Source organism: Leptolinea tardivitalis, from assembly GCF_001050275.1.
Classification (GTDB): Bacteria; Chloroflexota; Anaerolineae; order Anaerolineales; family Anaerolineaceae; genus Leptolinea; species Leptolinea tardivitalis.
The window spans coordinates 191,439-209,235 of record NZ_BBYA01000010.1 but is presented as its reverse complement, the minus strand read 5'-3'; the positions used below and the strand labels follow the sequence as shown (position 1 = coordinate 209,235).

The window sequence follows — 17,797 nt, the reverse complement described above, 5'->3', positions numbered from 1 at the left end:
AAACACCGTCAATTTCACCCCGGAGGGGGCGCTTTCATCCCCTCAAGGGGTGGGACGCGCCTCCTGCGGGGATTTTTTATTTCTCACACAAGGAGTGAACAATGCGTCCACCAGCAATTGAAAGAATGGGGTATTACCCCACGGATGACCCGGTTGTTGAGATCATCCGCACTTACCTGAAACCGTCCGTTGAAAAAGGACGGTTATTTGATCCCTGCGCCGGAGAAGGTAAAGCAGCTTCTACATTAGGAAAAGGACTTAACTGTGAAACCTGGGGCGTTGAACTTTCCCCGGATCGGGCTGAAAAAGCACAGAACGTGATGGATAAGGTCTACCAGGCTCCCTGGCAGTCCTGTGTCCTGAGCGACGAGAGCGTTACCTGGCTCTACTTAAACCCGCCATACGAGTTTGACCGGTTTGAAGGCCAAAAGCGGCTCGAATGGGATTTCCTCAAGACCACCACCTCCAAACTGATGCGCGGCGGGTTGTTGACCTATATCATCCCCCAGAAAATCCTGGGAATGATTGAAATTGCTCGCCTGCTTGCTGGGCATTATGAGGCCATAACTGTTTATCGTTTCCCGGATGGATTGTATGAAAAATTCAAGCAGGTGGTGGTACTGGCTTACAAACGTAAGCTTTATCAACCGCCCACCGACAAGGAGGTTCTCTCCCTGCAAAGCCTGGCCACTGAAGAACTTGAACCCATTGAAATTGCGGTTGAACCAATTTATGAACTGCTGGCAGCACCTTCACGAGGGGCAAACGGCAAACCGATTGTGTTTAAACGCACTGACTGGGAGCCGGAAGAAGTGGTCGAGGCCACAATGGAAGCAGGCGTGCAAAATACAAGTGAATGGCTGGATCTGATCCATCCGACCCGTGGATTAACACAACTCGCCCAACCGGTTATGCCGTTGAAAAAGGGGCACATCGCCATGCTCATGGCCTCTGGCATGATGGGCACCGTGCGGCTGACGGATGAAGATGGAAAGCCTATGCTGATCAAAGGGCGGGTTATCAAGGTGGTCGAAAAGACCGAGCAGCCGGACACGAAAGATGCAGACGCCGTTATCGAGACCTTCAAAGACAGGTTCGTTACCACGGTCGCGGTACTCCGACAGGACGGCATCCAGATCATCCAGGATGTGAAGGGGCTTTCCGACTTCATGAAAGCTCACGGCGAAAAAATTGCCGCCCATGTACTGGAAACCTATAAACCGCTCTACAACCTGGACCCGACGCCGAAGGAGATCGCTGTTCTGGATGCCATCGGCACGCAGCGTAAACCGTTGCCAGGTCAGGAACGGGCTGGTTTATTACCCGCACAGCGCCATGCAGCTGCGGCGCTTGCACGCTCCATCCGTAAAAACGGTGTAGCCAACTGCCAGGCTGAAATGGGTTCGGGAAAAACAACCATTGGATCAGCGGTCATTGAACTTCTGAATGCCTACCCCGCTATTGTCATTTGCCCGCCGCACCTGGTGCCCAAATGGATCCGCGAGATCGAAGAAGTGATTCCGGGGGCACATGCGCGTGAGCTGCGCCGGATTGGGCGTAACAGCGATGATGCTTATGATGTCAATGACGTACGTGATTTTTTGGATCAATATCACCAGACAAGTGAAACGGCAAAAAGAACAGGAGGTTCAAAACCCAAATGGATTGCGATTGTGGCGCACACCTCAGCCAAGTTTGGAACGGGTTGGCAGCCGGCGGTTGTCTGGCGTAAAACCAGAGATCCATTAACCGGCAAAGTCGTAGATGCTTGCGCCTGCCCAAGCTGTGGTAAGGTGGTGACGGCTGAGAAGGATGGCTTTGTCATCCCTGTAACCGACCTGAACGAGCTGGCCGAAAAACGCCAGTTCTGTCGTAATCACGTTCCAGGTTGGGAACTGGACCCGGATGGGAGGATCAAACTGGACGCCAATGGTGATCCGGTGTGGGGCTCACATGCATGCAAAACGCCTTTGTTTGAATTCGCCGGCGCCCGCCGACACAGCATTGCGGATTACATTGCAAAACATGCTCAGGGTAAATTCAAACTGTTGATCGCTGATGAATCGCATCAGTTTAAGTCCAAGAGCTCCGACCGGGGAGTAGCTTTTCACCAGTTAGTTACTGCCGCAAAGTGGACGTTGACCCTCACGGGGACGTTCTTCGGTGGAAAAAGTACTTCAATCTTTTGGTTGTTGCACCGCTTGAATCATGGCGTTCGACGCGACTTCGCCTTTCATGACGAAAAGCGCTGGGCAAGGCTGTACGGTGTACTCGAAACTACGCGCCGAAGGAGACGGGATGATGATGCCGATGAGGATGGCGTTTACACAGGCAATCGGCGGTATCGCAATCAAGCGAAAGAACAACCGGGTGTCAGCCCGGCCATCGTCAGCCGGTTGTTGGACACAACCATATTCCTGAGTTTGAAAGACCTGAACCTGGCGTTACCAGCTTACAAAGAGGAGGTGGTTGCCCTGGATATGCTCGATGACCAGGGGCGGCAATATCACAGTATGGATAGTGGCCTGAAGCAACTGGCTGTCCAATCTAGTCGTTACCTGTCTACCTGGCTGCAATGGAGCCTGGCGCGACCGAATTCAGCTTTTCGGGATGAGGTTGTGGTGGTGGATGAGATGGATGGCGAAAATGGAAAGTCAGTCCGCAAGGTTCCGTTGATGGAACTGCCGGCGATAAATCCCAACGGCCACAAATGGCTGCCGAAAGAAAACTGGCTGGCCGACTTCTGCAAACTCGAGAGGCAGCAAGGACGTAAGGTGCTAATCTATGTCCGCCAGACCGGAACCCGCGATATTCAAGACCGGGTGCAGATGCCATTGCAAGCCAATGGCCTGAGAGTCTCCATCCTGGGCGGTAATGTCGATCCGCGTAAGCGGGAAGAATGGATCGCCAAACGAGTAAATACCATCGATGCGTTAATCTGCAACCCGCGGCTTGTGGAAACCGGTCTTGATCTGGTGCAGTTTTCTACCGTAGTCTTTTTTGAGATCGAGTATTCATTATATACGCTTTGGCAAAGCGTCCGGCGTGTTTGGCGATTGGGGCAGACCCAGCCCGTCAAGGCGATTTTCTCGGTCTACTCCACGGCAATGGAAGCGACAGCCCTGGCCCTCATGGGAAAAAAGATGAAGGCTGCGCAGCTCGTCTACGGCGATGAGGTTGGAGGCGCAATCGTGCCAGAAGAGGAAGGCGACTTCCTTACGCAACTGGCTCGGGATGTACTGGACGGAGCAAAGCTCTCTGACTTGCAGACTTTGTTTGCTGATGACCTGCAAGTGAGCCATAATCCGATGGGTAGTTTGACCACACCTAGCGCCGTGATCATAACTGGACCAAAGGTGATGACCTGGGATGATTGGGTTAGCCAAAAGACCGTAGTTGTCAGAAGGACAAGAAGAAAGGAGGTAGCTCCGGAGGGACAGATGGGATTGGGATTTTAAGAAAAGCGGCTTTAGGTTCTCCTAAAGCCGTTCTTTTTTGGCCTTTTCAGGATTAAATTACAAATAATTATAAAAACCAGGGTCTAAAATAACCTAATCCAGGATTTATTCTCATATTTGTTTTTGAAATGAGATCAGCCACTTTTTGTGCATATAGGGTAGTAATTGGCAATCTAACATTATCTTTTAAGCTTCCCCAATGGAGCTGAGTCAATGCCATTGCGTGTTTTGCTAAATCTTCACTGCTGTAAAATTGATTGGCGTTGCATCCATATTTTTGAAGAATTTGCTGATTCGGTACTATCGAAGTGAGTAATAATGGTTGGGGAGTACCGATACCAGGGTAATTCATAAACAGTCCTGATGAAGTTTGTCGATAACTACGTCCAGTTGATGCGATTACTAATTTCTCAGGATTCAGTTGCAAGGCAGAACCCCTAAATATTGTATTATTTTCTTTGCCTGTTTGGGCTGCAGCACCATATAGCCTAAGATGATGTTCTTGTTCAATTTGCAGTAACCCTAACTTACAATCTCCAAGAGAACCTAAAACCTGTCGAATTCCTTCTAAGAAACCAATTACTTCACATTCATATATTTGTCCTAATTTATGTAAGACAATATTTGTCGCATTTTCATGAGTTTTGGTTTGTTTTTGTTGATATAACTTTAATGCGTTATAAACGATACTCTGTGACACACTTTGGCTTATTTTGAAACTAGCTGACCCTTGTGTGTATTTTTCTGTTCCCTCAAAACTATTTAGATCATTTTGGGAAAGATTGGCCGAATCAGAGGCGACATCAATCCAACTGCCATAATTATCAAAAATGTGAGCAATACCGGCAAAGATATGATTGCCTGTCGTTTCTGGATTGATTCCGAACCCGATTCCAATAAAACAATGAACATTTCCAAGACTATTCGCTAAACGCCAGGGTTTCCCACCCATTTTAGAATATATATTTAGCCAAAGCGAATCCATAATGGGACCAAACGCAATGTCCGGATCATTAATCTTATTCATTGTTTCATAAGTGATAAAAGTGGAAGGTATTCCTTCCTCGACAAAAGCTTTTTTTAATTGGTAATAAAAAGGATTGTCATCGATATCATTTTCACCAGGGATTATCACTATTGCATGTTTATTTATGTCCCTTTTAGAGGTTATATTCCAATCTCGAACAATATCCTGTAAGGCCTTTTGATATCCCTGAATTGTTTCTTCAACAAAATATAACCCATCTTCTTCTTCAAAAGCATTAACAAAGGATGTATTATATTTCCCCTTGTTTTCAGGCAAGCTTATTCCTATAAAATCCCGATCGCCCTTACAACGTGCTTTATATCGTCCATTCGAAAAATAGTTTATTAATTGCCGGCACGAGCTTATAGATTGCTCATTATTTGGAACGATTATATAGGGAGATATGACTTTAAACGGTCGATTGGGATCTCTTCTATCAAACGCTCCTCTATTAGTAAATAGCCATCCACCACTCAAAGTCTGTGGAGTTGGATTATTACTATCATTGGTGATTTGTTGGTCAGGTAAGAAAATAGCTTTATATATTCCTTGAGAGGTTTTAGGGGCAATTGCATGTGCGATAGTCAATACAATTTCCACTGGGATTTCCGTTTGGTTTACTTTTATAACTCCCCAGTTTTGAAGACCTTTTTGACCAATCATAAAAATTTGTCTTATCCAATCATTTGTTAGATTTAACCGTTCATGGGAATCCATTAATGTGGCTTTGCGATAACTGCTCCTTACATCCGGTTTTGCACTTAAGTCCATTCTTGATAAACGAGAGAACACTACATAAGAGGGGAACAAGGAATATTTTGTACCTCTTTTACTCGCTTTCACTTGAATGAATCTGGTGTGCTCTGAAAATCTTGGGCAAGAGTTAAACCTTTTTGCGAGAAAATCTTTTGAGTCATCCTCAACATCCTTTATACCCATTTCTTGGACATAATATCCTAGTTTCCCGGGAATTAAACAGTTACAGGAACCATCCGGGCGGACCAGTGAACATAAATTCTTGTTGCGAAATGAGCACAGCCCAACTAATTCTAAGTTTTCACGATTTTCTCTCGCTGTGTCAGTAATACACGTTAATGCTATATATGTTGGGTCGAGATAAAATTTTAAGAATCCATCTTCAATACATGTAGTAACCTCGACTGCTTTGTGAGCCAATCTGTCGGTCATTAATGTCGGCCTGAAAAATGTGTGACCATATATCGAAAAAATACCTTGTTTCATAGCCTGATAGCTAACCATCGCAAAAGTTAAACGTTCAATCACACGTTCAGGAACTTCTCTTAGTGGAACTAATGATAGTTGTTTTAGATTTAAATCCCTTTGTTGTTTTACCAAAAATGAGAATAGGGCTTGTTTATCTCTTTCTAAATTTTGCTGTTCCACGGGAAGCGCAAATATTACTTCACCTTCAAAAATAGAGACTCTATTTTGCTCACTCCGTAAAATAAACTCGATTTGATTCTTGTGCCGAGTGCTAATCCCAGATAAAGAACATTTGAACACAGATAAATTTTTTATTGTATTCAGTTGAATACGAACTTCATTGATTGAGATTGTTCCCTGCATTATTCGATCTCCTTTTTCTTCCTGAAGTGGAGCAAATGTCGTAACAATGGTATCTCCTTCATTCCTTCAAGTGCACTTTCGCCACGAGAGACTGCCTGAATTTGGGAGAGCAGATAATCCGCCCATACAGGTAGAATAAGCAAATCACTTAACGCAGGAGTCGAAGTAAATACAATTTGATTGTTTTCAATTCTTAATCCAAAAAGGTAAATACTGGCTAATATTCCAGCCAGAAAAGTGAATACGATTGCCAATATATTCCCAATAACATTAGCGGACCTTGATATTTGAACAAATCCCTTTTCATTCTTGTTTTCGTAGTCGAGGAATTCAATAATTTGTTTTTCGGGAATTCCAACTATGCTTAGATTGAAGAAGGTATCTGACAATAATGTGCTTAAAGTGACCAAGCTTAATTCGGCAACATCAATATCTGTAGATTGATTAGTCTGAGTTTCTTCGATATCCTCTTCAACCAATACACGATTCTCATCGTGGTCTATGTCTCTGTTTGTTTTATCGCTTTGCCCATATTTGCTTTTGATGCCATTGGAAATAAGTTCAGAAAAAAACGAGGTTGTCATATGAGCAAGTTCTTCGTACAGCATGGTTTTTAAATGGAATAGCGATTCAATGTCGCTTTGATTAATGGACTTTGATATACCAATTAATCCCCAAGATTTTTCATAAGTTTGCGCATATGGATTCGCAATTGATGTTCGGATTATATTAAGTCCCGATTCTTTGGTTGATTCTTCTAAGGCGGGGATTAAGAACAATGCTTGACTGATCGCTTGGATATCTTGCTGGGCTAGGAAAGTCATATATCTCTGATTGAAATAGCTTAGAGCATTTTCATGGATAGCATTTCTGTCATATAGTAAGCCAACAGTAAAAGCTAAAAATGAATCTCCATACCAATCTTGTTTGCTTGCATATTCCAGGTACCTATTGAGAAATTCATTAGGGAGTAAATACTTTTGATCATTGGGATTTTCCACTAAGTAATATGTGGAAATTGCTAAAGTCTTCTCTCGCAAATCTGCTTGATCCCTTGGATCTGAATATAAGTATGGTGTAATGTAATTGAACAACCATTCACGAATTTCTTCTAAACAGTTTTGTTTCTCCGAGTGTTTAAAAATTATTGCTAATAGACTAGCCAGATACGGGCTTAAGGCTTCTACTTTTACCAGCTCAAGTACTTGTAGTGCTTGAGCGTATTCATAAATCGTACTTTTATATAATTTGCCACTCATTGAACACCCCCAATTATTTGACCAATTGAATTAATCCAATTATTAATCCTATGATACTTACAAAGCCTAATATAAGACTAGCTAACCAGTTTTCTTTAAACCATTCTCCAGTCATTTGAGGAATACATTTTAGGGCATCTTTCCAAGAAGAATTTGTTTTTAATAAACCTTGATCTGCTCTGTCAGCTATATTAGCTAAAATATCCACCTTTCGTAATGTCGAAAAATGAAGCCGTACATATTCTTTATTATTAAATGCTTGTGCCTCATCTGAGCCGGTAAGAAAGTCTTTATCGCTAATTTTGTTCAACTCTATTAATTTCGTTAGTCGTGGGTGACCTATATAACCTACACCATATATATCAATCAATAATCGATTCAAATCAATTCGATTCTGCTCGGGAATTTCTGAAGGTTTCCCTCCTAAGACTTTATGGCGATGTTCTATGGCCTCAAAACCATAATTCATGTCTCTCATGTTCCAATGTAACCATTTGAAACCGGTGTGAGCATGAACATATTCATAAAATTCATCCAGCATTTCTTTTTCAAAAACATCGTACTCTTGATCAATAGTATTTAATAAATTTCGTCGTTCAGCTATTTGATGAACAGAAAACGATTTTGTTTGACCCGAGGCAAAATTTCTGACAGCAATGGAAGTAATTCTTGGAGAAGTACCATTCGGGCGATCATAAAAGCTCTCACACGAGTAATGGATTACCAAAACATGTTCTGGATTTTCCATTAGTTCGGATAATATTTTTCTTGCTTTTTTTCTTTTCTGAAGTTTACGGATGGCTGCGCCCATGATTTTCCTTATGAGAAAAATAAGTTGTTGAGAAAAAACCACAAGGATTATCTCAAAAACTTGTTTTTTTGATCCCGCCTTTTATTTCGGAATGTCCTTGGCAATGACTAACCGAAAAGCTCTTTCAAGTCTTATCATTGCATCGACTAATTTACCCTGTAATTCATCCCACTGATCTTCGTTTTTCAATCCAATACCTGAAATCACATAACGAACACGGCTTGCTCGTCTATCTGGAAGTAATTGCCAATCCAACGGGTCGCCGAAGAGTCCTTCTATTTCTACTTTCTGCTGCAGGAAAGTGTTAAAAACTTTTTTGTTCCATTCGGCTTCACCTTTATCAATGTACAACTCCACCTGGGCGTCATCCATTCGTACAACATAATTAAATCCAAGACCGCTTTTCCCAGCGCCGGCACTGATCCAATTCTCTATTCCTGGCGAGACCTTGGCATGAAGTTTTGTCTTTGCTTTTGCTTTTTCAAGCAGCTCCCCCCAGAATTTCAGGCGGAGAACATGCCGCTCAGCCAACTCCCCATCATTTTGACCCTGTTGTGACTTCTTTTGATTCCCTTGCGCAATTGCTGGCTTGCCGTCATATCCTTTGATAAAAGAAAACACCTTATAGACCGAACAAAAAGTATCAAGCTTTTCTTGACAGACAATCCCATCAAGGTCTGGCCAATAGGACGGTTGCTTATTGTCTTGATCTTTGAAATGGATGATCTTAAGCCGTAGACCATCTGTTAATATGCCCCAATCAATTTGATGGAATTTTGCAGCATAAAATAGATAGGATTCCCATTCTAAACCAGGGGTAATTTCGTCAAAATTTTCTCCGGGCTTTACGTAACAAACAATAGCTTTGGGAGTGTGGTTAGTTCCCATAAGACTCAAAGTCATGAGGCGCTGACTTTTTCCATTCGTAGAAAAACCCAGGATATGAAAAAACTCATCCACATATTCTTTCCAGGAAGGCGAATCTGGATGTTGGTAATCTCGATACTGCTTAATCGTCCTTAGAATATTTGCAATTTCCTCGAAAGACTCGGGGGGGAGATAGTTTTGCGGAACAGCATCTTTTTGTTTTAAAGCTTGATGAACGGGTTGTGGGGCAGCCGTATGGTTTCGAAGCGCCCAAACCCCTTTATCCACTTTATGATACAAATCATTGCCTTGAAATTTTTGGGTATCAGATGAATGTTGATATATTGTGTCTTGAATAATGTGTTGCCACATTTTCGGCAGCGTTCCTTGCCGAATCCGCTTCACTTCCTCATAGATCTGGGTAAGGGTAGCCTGTCCACCGAGGTTTTTTAGTGCTTGATTAATATCTTCGATCCATGTTGACATTGACTCATCCTTTCCCTGGATCGAAGTTGAACTATTGGAAACCTGACTTTGGTGTCCTACCCCAACATCTATCGATCCAACTTCTGCATGGTCCCTAAGAGCCCAAACACCTTTCTCCACTTTCCGAAAGTGATCCGTACCTTTGAAATTTGAAGAGTCTGATGAGTGAGCCTCAATCCTTTCTCGGATACTTGCTTTGTATGTATCCGGTAAAGGTTCAGTTCTAATCCTTTTTACTTCTTCATAGATTTGGGCTAAAGTGGCTTGCCCGCCCAAATTCTTCAATGCCTGGATAATATCTTCAACCCAACTTGCCATAACGTCCCCCTTATGCATTTTGGAAGATAATATCTGTCTCCCGACATTTCCGTTTGGTCTGATCGATTTCACTCAATTCATACTTTGAATCAGGTTTTTGATAGAAATCCAAGCCGCGCCCCGGATAAATGCACCAACCATTATCTGCCTTGATACTCCGGTCATGAATGACTGGATCGAATTCAAAAGTAAAAAGTATCCCATGTTGAGCCAGACTTGCGCTGATCTCTTTAAACTTTTGTTCTTGGATCTTTTCCTGGTAGGCATCTTCGGCAGAAGTGGTGAGTTTCAATTCCACCTGGCCGGCAGTGGTATCGATGATTCCAGCAAACGTAATAAAATTCCGGAGTTGATATTCCAATCGGACATAGGGGTCAGTCACATAGATTTTTTTAGCACCTCTGAGGTAAGGTCCAAACAAATTCTGGTAGCTGTAACCAGTCTCACCCTCTCGTATGTGAATGGTTTTTGCAGTCAATTCTGACCCGTTTTCTGGCTTAGGTGCCGGTTCCTCAGTAGCGCCAAAATATCGTAGAACCTCTGCTTCATCTTCATCCGCAGCAGCAGGGGGTGGCTCTGGCACAGGTTGTGATACAGTAGGGACAGGTATTGAACTTGGATCGGAATAATTAACAAGCCTGTGCCCTCTTTGGAATTCATCAGGCATCTTTGAGTTGAAAGTAACCGGAACATATTCCCGATCTAATTTGCATAATTCATCCCTGACGCGTTGACGTAATTCCAGCGCCGGATTGGCACAATATAGGTAAAACTCCTCTTCCGTAGGGTCTTGATCTGGGAAAAGTATTTTCAGCAAACCTGTGGCTCCCGCTTCGACTGCTTTGCTGTCACGCATATCGTCACAGTTTTGCAGTTCCATGTTTGTTTTAACGTAATCTCGATAACTAATGTCACTACGCAGGGAATGCAGAATTTCACCAAAGATATCCCCCTTGAGCCCCATCGTCTTGGAAGGTGTATCCTTGCTAATCCTGGGTAAATCCCATCCAGGCAGCAGCCCTGAGAAACGGTCAATAAAAGCGGTTTCACGCAGGAAATTCGGAAAAACACGGAACAAGCCTACCTGTTCGTTCAAAGGCCGTTTATTTTGGTCCAGGTCGATGTTCGCCAGCATGACCAGGCCGGCTTCCGCATTGATGGAACTGGCGCTCCCGCGAGCGAAACGGCCGGCTTCGAGGTAAGATTTCAGCAGGGCGGTCAATTCGCCGGATGTATCCGCTTTGACTTTTTGAGCTTCGTCAATCACTACGCTGTCATATCGGGTGATTAATCCAGGGGTCTTGCGTGAATCATTGAAAAATAGCACCGCTGGTGAAATTGCACCCGAGCGAACGGCTACATACCGTGACATATTTTCAAAGACGAAACTCTTTCCGGTCCCTTTCGGGGCCAGTTCCACCAGGTTGTAACGCGGTTCAACCATCGGGATAAGCCGGCAGACCAATAAGATCTTTTGCCTTTGGGTATAGAGCTTGTAATTAAAACCCATCGAAGAAATCAGAAAATCAATCCATTCTTGGGTTGTAAAGCTCTTACGGCATTCTCGAAAATACTCCAAATCCATATTAGCCAATTGAAAGGGCCGGAATTCGCGCATCCAGATTTGCCCACGCGGATTATCATCGTTCTTGGGGACATAATAAAGTTTTCCGACCCCCCAAAGTCCGCTACTCAGCAACATTTCATTATCTTGAATAATTTGTGGGATCGCAAACGCAGCACTTTCATCTAAAAATGGAATATTGAGATACCGATCACCTTTTTCCAAATTTACATAAACAGAATAATTGTCTAAGAATTGAACTTCCATTTGTTCAAAAAGCTGGTTCTTGATCGTTTCTTTTTGGCTTTTATCAGGAACATATTTCTGAACAAAACCGGCTATTTTCTGGCGCGCTGTTTCCGTTAATTCAGTGCTGTCGTCCAGATAATGAGAGATGATCCACTCCCGCACATAGGTAGGAATTGCCCGGCTGCCAAAACCGGCTTTATGCACAAAAGACTTATTGATCACAATTTCGCTAAAAACGTCTACTGCCTTTTGTTCAAATGTCTCCATCACTCACTCCTTGGACAAGATCTTCATCTTTGGCGGATGAAGGCTTGATGTTAATCGTCAAACACATTGGTACTTTTCTCTTCAATCATCTTCTTCATGATGATCTTGGGCTGCACATCGAAAGTGTGCTGCTCACCATGGGCGTGGAACCGAACTCGAATGTGCAGGCTGTTCTGTTCTTCAAGGATACTGGTCACTTTGAAGCGCGCTTTGATCTGGACCGCCATATTTTTCTTACCATTCAATAAGGCTATCCGGACAGGTTCACTTTCCACATTCCCATTCAATAGGTTGACCTGAACCTGCTCGACAGCGGAATCATTGGGGTTACCGATTTCCAGTTCAATCGTTTCCATGCGGTAACGGTATTGATTTTTCTTGAGCAAAACAGTTAAGTCCTGCGTTGAGACGGTGGCCGGTTCAAAAACCAGATACGGAACTATGATTTCTTCGGGCAGCAGCCCGCCGTGAACGTAAAAATCCTTATCGGTGGGAATAAAACGGTTGCCGCGCCTGGCGCACAAAACATTTTCCGGGTTCATAAAATCATTTGCTGGCAAAAAGAAACAATCCAGTTTTAGGTTATCAGCCAAGCCAGCAAATCGGTCATTGCTCACAATTACGTAGCGGTGTGAACGGGCATCAAAACCGTTTGTTTTGAAAAATACCGGATCAAGGTCATTCTGCACCATGGCAGGAATACGGGTAGAGCCGTGATCAGAGACAACATGAATGCGAATGTTTTCCTGCAAACCATGCTTCTCAATAAACAAGATCGTATTCTCAACCAGCTTTTCCAGCAGGTGATGAATATGGTCCCGGTGAGGCATGCCGATTTCATCCGCAGATTTGTGCAGCGCTTTATCCACCGCCAGGTAATTAACCACATAAGAAGCTGCGTCGATGGTTTCGATCGCACTCAAGCTGCCGATATCGCTGATATAGCGAAAGGCGTTATCGTTGAAATAAGGCACCCACCCTTTTTCGATCATGCCTTTATAGGTCTTATCGTCAATCGCCTGATACCCCACTGCTCCGGCCAGTAGGCATTTTTTGGAAATTTCCGTTTCGCTGGGGAGCATGGCCATATAAGGCTCAGCGCCGGCCAGAAAATAGCCGCGTTCCTGGAACAGATCGCGCAGCATTTCCGAGAAAGCCCAACCCAGGTTATCGATCACCAAAACCAGGTTCACTACTCCAGCGCGTTTTAAATCCGCTGCTTTATTGGGTAGGATATTGAAAACCATGCGTTTGGAATTGGCATGAATGTTATCCCAATTTTGCATCAACCATTCCGAAAAACGGTCGCCGATGGCATACAGGTCAGGGTCAAACTGTTCTTGGCGGTTACACCAGGCCTGGTATGGCAGGTAGGACTCGGTCGTCCAGGAAAGCATGGTGTCCACATTCCAGTTAAGATCTGGGGTTCCGGGCTTGGGTGGACGGATCAACCCGCGCAAGGTCGCTATTTTTCGAGCGAGCCGGAGAGATTGACCGCTGAACTTATCCTCGATTTGTTCAATTAATTCCGGCGTAATCCAATCGGGATGGTCTCGCAGATATTTTTCGATGGTTTCGAACTCCACCGCCAGCAGCCCGCTCATTCGCTCCAGCAGGGCGGAAAGCTCCTCCGCGTTTTGCGGCTGCTGGTTATTGAGAAAGTAGGTCACCTGCAGAATCGTTTCGGGGATACTGGCTTCTTCCACCGCCAGGTCGTCCAGTTGCAGTTTGAGCAGCCGCAAGAGGTGAAAGGTCTCACCCATCAGCACTTCGCCCAGCGTAGGATACCATTGCAGCACGCGGAAGCGCATCAGCAGCAGCTTGAGACCCGCCGGATCAGCAGCAAAAAGATTTACTAACTGGTGCTGCTCGCTGGAGTGGGTTTTGCTTTTCCATCCTTCCATGCGGGTGTGCAGGATGCGCGCCAATAAGGGGATAGCTAGGTTTGTTTTCCATTGTTCCAGTTTAACTGCGTTCAACAATGTAACCAATTGGGTAAGGGGAAAAGTTGTCGAGGTTAAAATAGGGGCGTAAAAATGCGCCAGAAGGACATCTTCGAAGCTGAAACCCGGTTGGGGATGTAAATCCAGCGAGAGGAGACCGGCACCTTGGATATCATCATTAGTGACACCAGTAGGAATATCTAGCGCCCAGCGCTGTGCCAATGTACCCCGTGCGTCAATCGTTTCAAAAACAAATGTGCCATCTGGATAACGGTTTGCCATATTTTTTAGCCATTGAAATATGGCAATATTTGAAACAACGATCGTAGAATCACCCTTATCTTCGATTATTCGAAGAATAATGGCATAAGTGGAAACATAACCACTAAAATTGCTAACTATAGTGGTATTTCTATGCTGGAATAATTGATTTTGGTCAAGGTGTACTTTAATCATATCTGATCAGTGGCTCTTCTCTGTAATGTGCTAAATTCCGATTAGAATTAATCCTTTTCTATCTCCTCAATGTCTTTGGTTGATAAGTTATATAGTTTGTAAATTAATCTATCTAATTCAAGATTGATATACCTAACATCCTCAAACACATTGGCATTTTCAGCTTCACCAATAATTATGTTTTCAACACTTAATAATTCCAACATCTTACTTACTAATACCTCAATATGAGTTTTAATTTGTTGGTGGCTTTGGTTATTGCTATCGTAAACAATAGGAAAGGAACCTAATTCATTCACCTTAAATTGAGGGAAAATGGTTCGTTGTAATTTGTCGTACTTTTTTTGAAACCAATAGGAGATTAACCTAGAGTTTATAACTCCCAGGATAAATTTTAACGACACCCCCTTCATAGGTGAGAAAACAACCATACTGTTTATATCATTGTAATATTTTTCATTTACTAGTGTTCCAAGCACCATAAAGGGTGGTTTTGAGGGTATTTGCCGAACCAAGATTCTTTCACCATCAAAGGGAACTGATCGTCGCGGTTCTGCTAACCAATTACCATAACTTAGATATTGACCTGACCATGTTAATTGATATCTCTTTACATCTCGGCCTTCTAAATACCTTTCGTAAGTATTGTCTAATTTTCTATTTGAGTGATACACCCGGTCTTTCTTATCTCCATCACCTTGAGGAGGTTTGCCTTTTCCTGTTTGGTATGCTTTTAGGCCTGTAGATACTATACAGAAATTCGAAAGTGGTTTTGCTTCATTTTCTATGTGTTCAATAAGATCTGAACTCCCCTTATTTTTTAGCATACTGATATTGAAAATGAACATTGGGGACACAAATGTGGATGAGTTTGTTAATACAGAAAAGACTTCTTGCCCATTTTGTAATTCAACCATGGAAACATTATCTGAATATTCTCTGCCTTTAGAAAAGATAAGGATTGCCGAATCTACATTAGCGGACTCGAAAACTTTTTCTAAGACATTTGCTATTTTGATATTATTTGCACTTTCAAGTAGAAACTTTCTTAGCGACGAAAAACTAGAAATTGTTAACCAATTGTTAGGCGTAATAAAACCCAGAGCACCATTCTCCCTAAGAATATGAAAGCATTGCTCTAGGAATAGACAAAATGTATTTAACTGATCGCTCTGAGTTTTGAATGCGGAATAAAAATAATCTTTTTCTGCCTTAACAATTCCTTCATTTCGTGTGAAAAGATAAGGGGGATTTCCAATAACACAATTAAAACCATTTTGATTCATAAATATCAATGGGAATTCCAATTCCCAATTAAAGTATTGGCTGTCTTTTTCTAATGAAAAAGCCAAAGAAAAATCTTTCCTATCAACCATCATTTTGTATTGATTTTCACTTACAGCAGTATTGTTGAAAAACAATCCTGTATGTACATTGCATATCGCTTTGTAACCAGCTAGTATTTGTTCTATTTCATCAAGCCAGACTTTCTTTTCTTCTACTTCATGTCGCACAGAAGAACTTTGGGATGCGATCATCTGTGATCTTAAAATAGCTTTTTCTACGGCAGCTTTATAATCAGGATCCCTCTCGAATAACGAGATTTGTCCGGCTTCATTTTTGTTAGATGTGAAAGGATAATTACCAATATCATCTAGCCTGGCACCCACAAGCGAATTGCCACATTTGAGATGATGTTTAAGGAAAGATAGAGGTTGATCTTTCGCCATCGAGAGAATCCACAGGGAGAGTTTGGCAAGTTCTACTGCTAACGGATTTAGGTCAACGCCATAAATGCAGTTTTCCACCACCCAACGGCGCCAATAAGCTGTTCCGCTTGGAAGCTGACCTTCAATTTCAAATTCGTTGAGTAGAACTGTAATGCTGTTTGCGATTAAATTAGTCGCGTTGACTAAGAAATGACCGCTACCCATTGCTGGGTCCAAAACCGAAAGCTGAAGTACTTTATGACGAATAAACTCCAGAGCATTTTCTTCTAGCATAGATGCTAAAGAACTGCGCTCAACTTCATCAACAGCCTGGGTAAATGCTTCAAGATTTTCTTTTTCTTTTACCAGAAAAGTCGCTTTTAATTCTTTCAGCTTTTCACCGACCGAATTGCGCACGATGTAATCAACAATATATTCAGGTGTGTAATACGATCCGGTGGATTTTCGTTCGCTTGGGTCTCCAGCGAAATAAACTGATCCGACCGGAAGATACTGACCAATAACTAATTTTCCGCCCTGTGAAACAGGGATAAATTGAACTACGCTTTTGGCAACCTTGACTTCAGTATCTTCTTTGGCAATAAATAACTTGTGTTCAAGGAGGCCTTCATACAAAGTTCCAAGATGGCGCACACTCATGTCGCGGTAGCTGATGGGTTTTTCCTGCCCGTTCTTTTCTCGGTAGGTGGTCAGGTTGAAAATGACATTTGCCAGGTAAGAGTCACCTATCCGGGTATCTGACAGGAAGCGGGTAAACTCACTTTCCTGCGGGCTGAACAGGCCGCCATTGTAGGTCTGGTCGATATCTACAAAGATGTGTTCAAGGCTGTCCCAGATAGGGAAAGTAAGATCGCCCGAATCAATACCATCATGGCGAACACGACATTCGCTTTCCACTTTCGACAACAAATCATGGTTCTCGTCGCTCAGCAGCCGGCGCGCATCTGCATAGAACAAAAAGAGCAAGCGGAACATATACAACATCGCGCCATGGTAAATCTTCTTACGCAGACCTTCGTCGTCCAGATCACCTTCCTTGCGACGGCGCAGTTCTTCCACATAGCCCATGCAGAGATCCGAAAGAACACCCTTGCCACCCTCTTCACGCTGCTTGAGAGCGTTGGCCAGCTCCTTCTCGATGTAATCTATTTTGTCCTGAGATTCTTGCTTAAAGCGGTCAAACTGACACTTGCCATCTTCATGAATCGCGAAATTCTCCGCCTTCATGAATTTGTGGAAGATCTGATAAGCCTCTTTGGCTTTATCTGCCAGGATCGCTTCGAGATCGATTTCCAAATAGGTTTCGTACGGCGTGGGTTCATCCTGGTGATAGATGCGCCACTGCTTGCCATTGGTGAGCAGACCCCATTGAAGATCATTCGCTCGCAGCGCTCGGATAATTTTCTCAGCCCAATTACGGCCGATGGTCGTGTTATCCAGGTTATCTTCCGGCAAAAGAACATAGCACAACGAAAGAGGGTTCTCCGCTCCGCTGCTCCCCATCGGAAACAGGTATGTGATGTGGTCACTCTTGAATTGAGCGAAAAATCCCAACGCTGAAAGCACCTCGTGGACATAGGACTCTTTCCAGGATTGCAAGTTGTGGGTATCGGCATATTCCCGGTATTCCCCTAAAACTTTCAAGGACGCCAGGACGTCAGCGTTTTCGGTCTGGCGCGTAATTTCTTCGAGGTAAATTTCAGAGAAGAGCGTTTCGTTGTGGTAATACATTGGCATGTTGTTTCATCCTTATCGCCCGATACCCTACCAGGATA

The 17,797-nt window shown here is 43.4% G+C and carries 8 protein-coding genes; 1 reads left to right on the top strand and 7 read right to left on the bottom strand.

The genetic code is table 11. The annotated features are described in order from the left end of the window. Window positions 1–101: 101 nt before the first annotated feature. Window positions 102–3,458, top strand: coding sequence for a DUF6094 domain-containing protein (locus LTAR_RS10470; RefSeq protein WP_062422191.1), 3,357 nt, complete (start codon window positions 102–104; stop codon window positions 3,456–3,458). A 67-nt stretch (window positions 3,459–3,525) separates the two neighbouring features. Here the strand turns inward: LTAR_RS10470 and LTAR_RS10465 are convergent, their stop codons facing one another. The 7 genes from LTAR_RS10465 to LTAR_RS10435 all read right to left on the bottom strand — a co-directional run bounded on the left by LTAR_RS10465 (window position 3,526) and on the right by LTAR_RS10435 (window position 17,759). Continuing rightward, window positions 3,526–6,072 (bottom strand): argonaute/piwi family protein, encoded by a 2,547-nt coding sequence (locus LTAR_RS10465; protein ID WP_062422190.1) that lies wholly within the window; start codon window positions 6,070–6,072, stop codon window positions 3,526–3,528. After that, window positions 6,072–7,331, bottom strand: coding sequence for a hypothetical protein (locus LTAR_RS10460; RefSeq protein ID WP_062422189.1), 1,260 nt, complete (start codon window positions 7,329–7,331; stop codon window positions 6,072–6,074). Before LTAR_RS10460 ends, LTAR_RS10465 begins: the two co-directional genes overlap by 1 nt. A gap of 13 nt (window positions 7,332–7,344) precedes the next feature. After that, window positions 7,345–8,142, bottom strand: a complete 798-nt coding sequence (locus tag LTAR_RS10455) for a hypothetical protein (protein WP_062422188.1) — start codon at window positions 8,140–8,142, stop codon at window positions 7,345–7,347. A gap of 81 nt (window positions 8,143–8,223) precedes the next feature. Beyond that, window positions 8,224–9,813, bottom strand: a complete 1,590-nt coding sequence (locus LTAR_RS10450) for a DUF4268 domain-containing protein (protein ID WP_158423426.1) — start codon at window positions 9,811–9,813, stop codon at window positions 8,224–8,226. 10 nt (window positions 9,814–9,823) lie between these two features. Beyond that, window positions 9,824–11,893 (bottom strand): BREX system Lon protease-like protein BrxL, encoded by a 2,070-nt coding sequence (gene brxL / locus LTAR_RS10445; RefSeq protein ID WP_062422186.1) that lies wholly within the window; start codon window positions 11,891–11,893, stop codon window positions 9,824–9,826. Between the two features lie 50 nt (window positions 11,894–11,943). After that, window positions 11,944–14,292, bottom strand: a complete 2,349-nt coding sequence (locus tag LTAR_RS10440) for a hypothetical protein (RefSeq protein WP_062422185.1) — start codon at window positions 14,290–14,292, stop codon at window positions 11,944–11,946. A 47-nt stretch (window positions 14,293–14,339) separates the two neighbouring features. After that, the gene (locus tag LTAR_RS10435; protein ID WP_062422184.1) at window positions 14,340–17,759 is read right to left on the bottom strand and encodes an Eco57I restriction-modification methylase domain-containing protein; all 3,420 of its coding nucleotides are present in this window, start codon (window positions 17,757–17,759) and stop codon (window positions 14,340–14,342) included. Window positions 17,760–17,797: the final 38 nt, after the last annotated feature.

Excerpts from the sequence above, each read along its gene's own strand:
- LTAR_RS10470 (WP_062422191.1), top strand. The coding sequence starts at position 102 with ATGCGTCCACCAGCAATTGAAAGAATGGGGTATTACCCCACGGATGAC.
- LTAR_RS10465 (WP_062422190.1), bottom strand. The coding sequence starts at position 6,072 with ATGCAGGGAACAATCTCAATCAATGAAGTTCGTATTCAACTGAATACA.
- LTAR_RS10460 (WP_062422189.1), bottom strand. The coding sequence starts at position 7,331 with ATGAGTGGCAAATTATATAAAAGTACGATTTATGAATACGCTCAAGCA.
- LTAR_RS10455 (WP_062422188.1), bottom strand. The coding sequence starts at position 8,142 with ATGGGCGCAGCCATCCGTAAACTTCAGAAAAGAAAAAAAGCAAGAAAA.
- LTAR_RS10450 (WP_158423426.1), bottom strand. The coding sequence starts at position 9,813 with ATGGCAAGTTGGGTTGAAGATATTATCCAGGCATTGAAGAATTTGGGC.
- brxL (WP_062422186.1), bottom strand. The coding sequence starts at position 11,893 with ATGGAGACATTTGAACAAAAGGCAGTAGACGTTTTTAGCGAAATTGTG.
- LTAR_RS10440 (WP_062422185.1), bottom strand. The coding sequence starts at position 14,292 with ATGATTAAAGTACACCTTGACCAAAATCAATTATTCCAGCATAGAAAT.
- LTAR_RS10435 (WP_062422184.1), bottom strand. The coding sequence starts at position 17,759 with ATGCCAATGTATTACCACAACGAAACGCTCTTCTCTGAAATTTACCTC.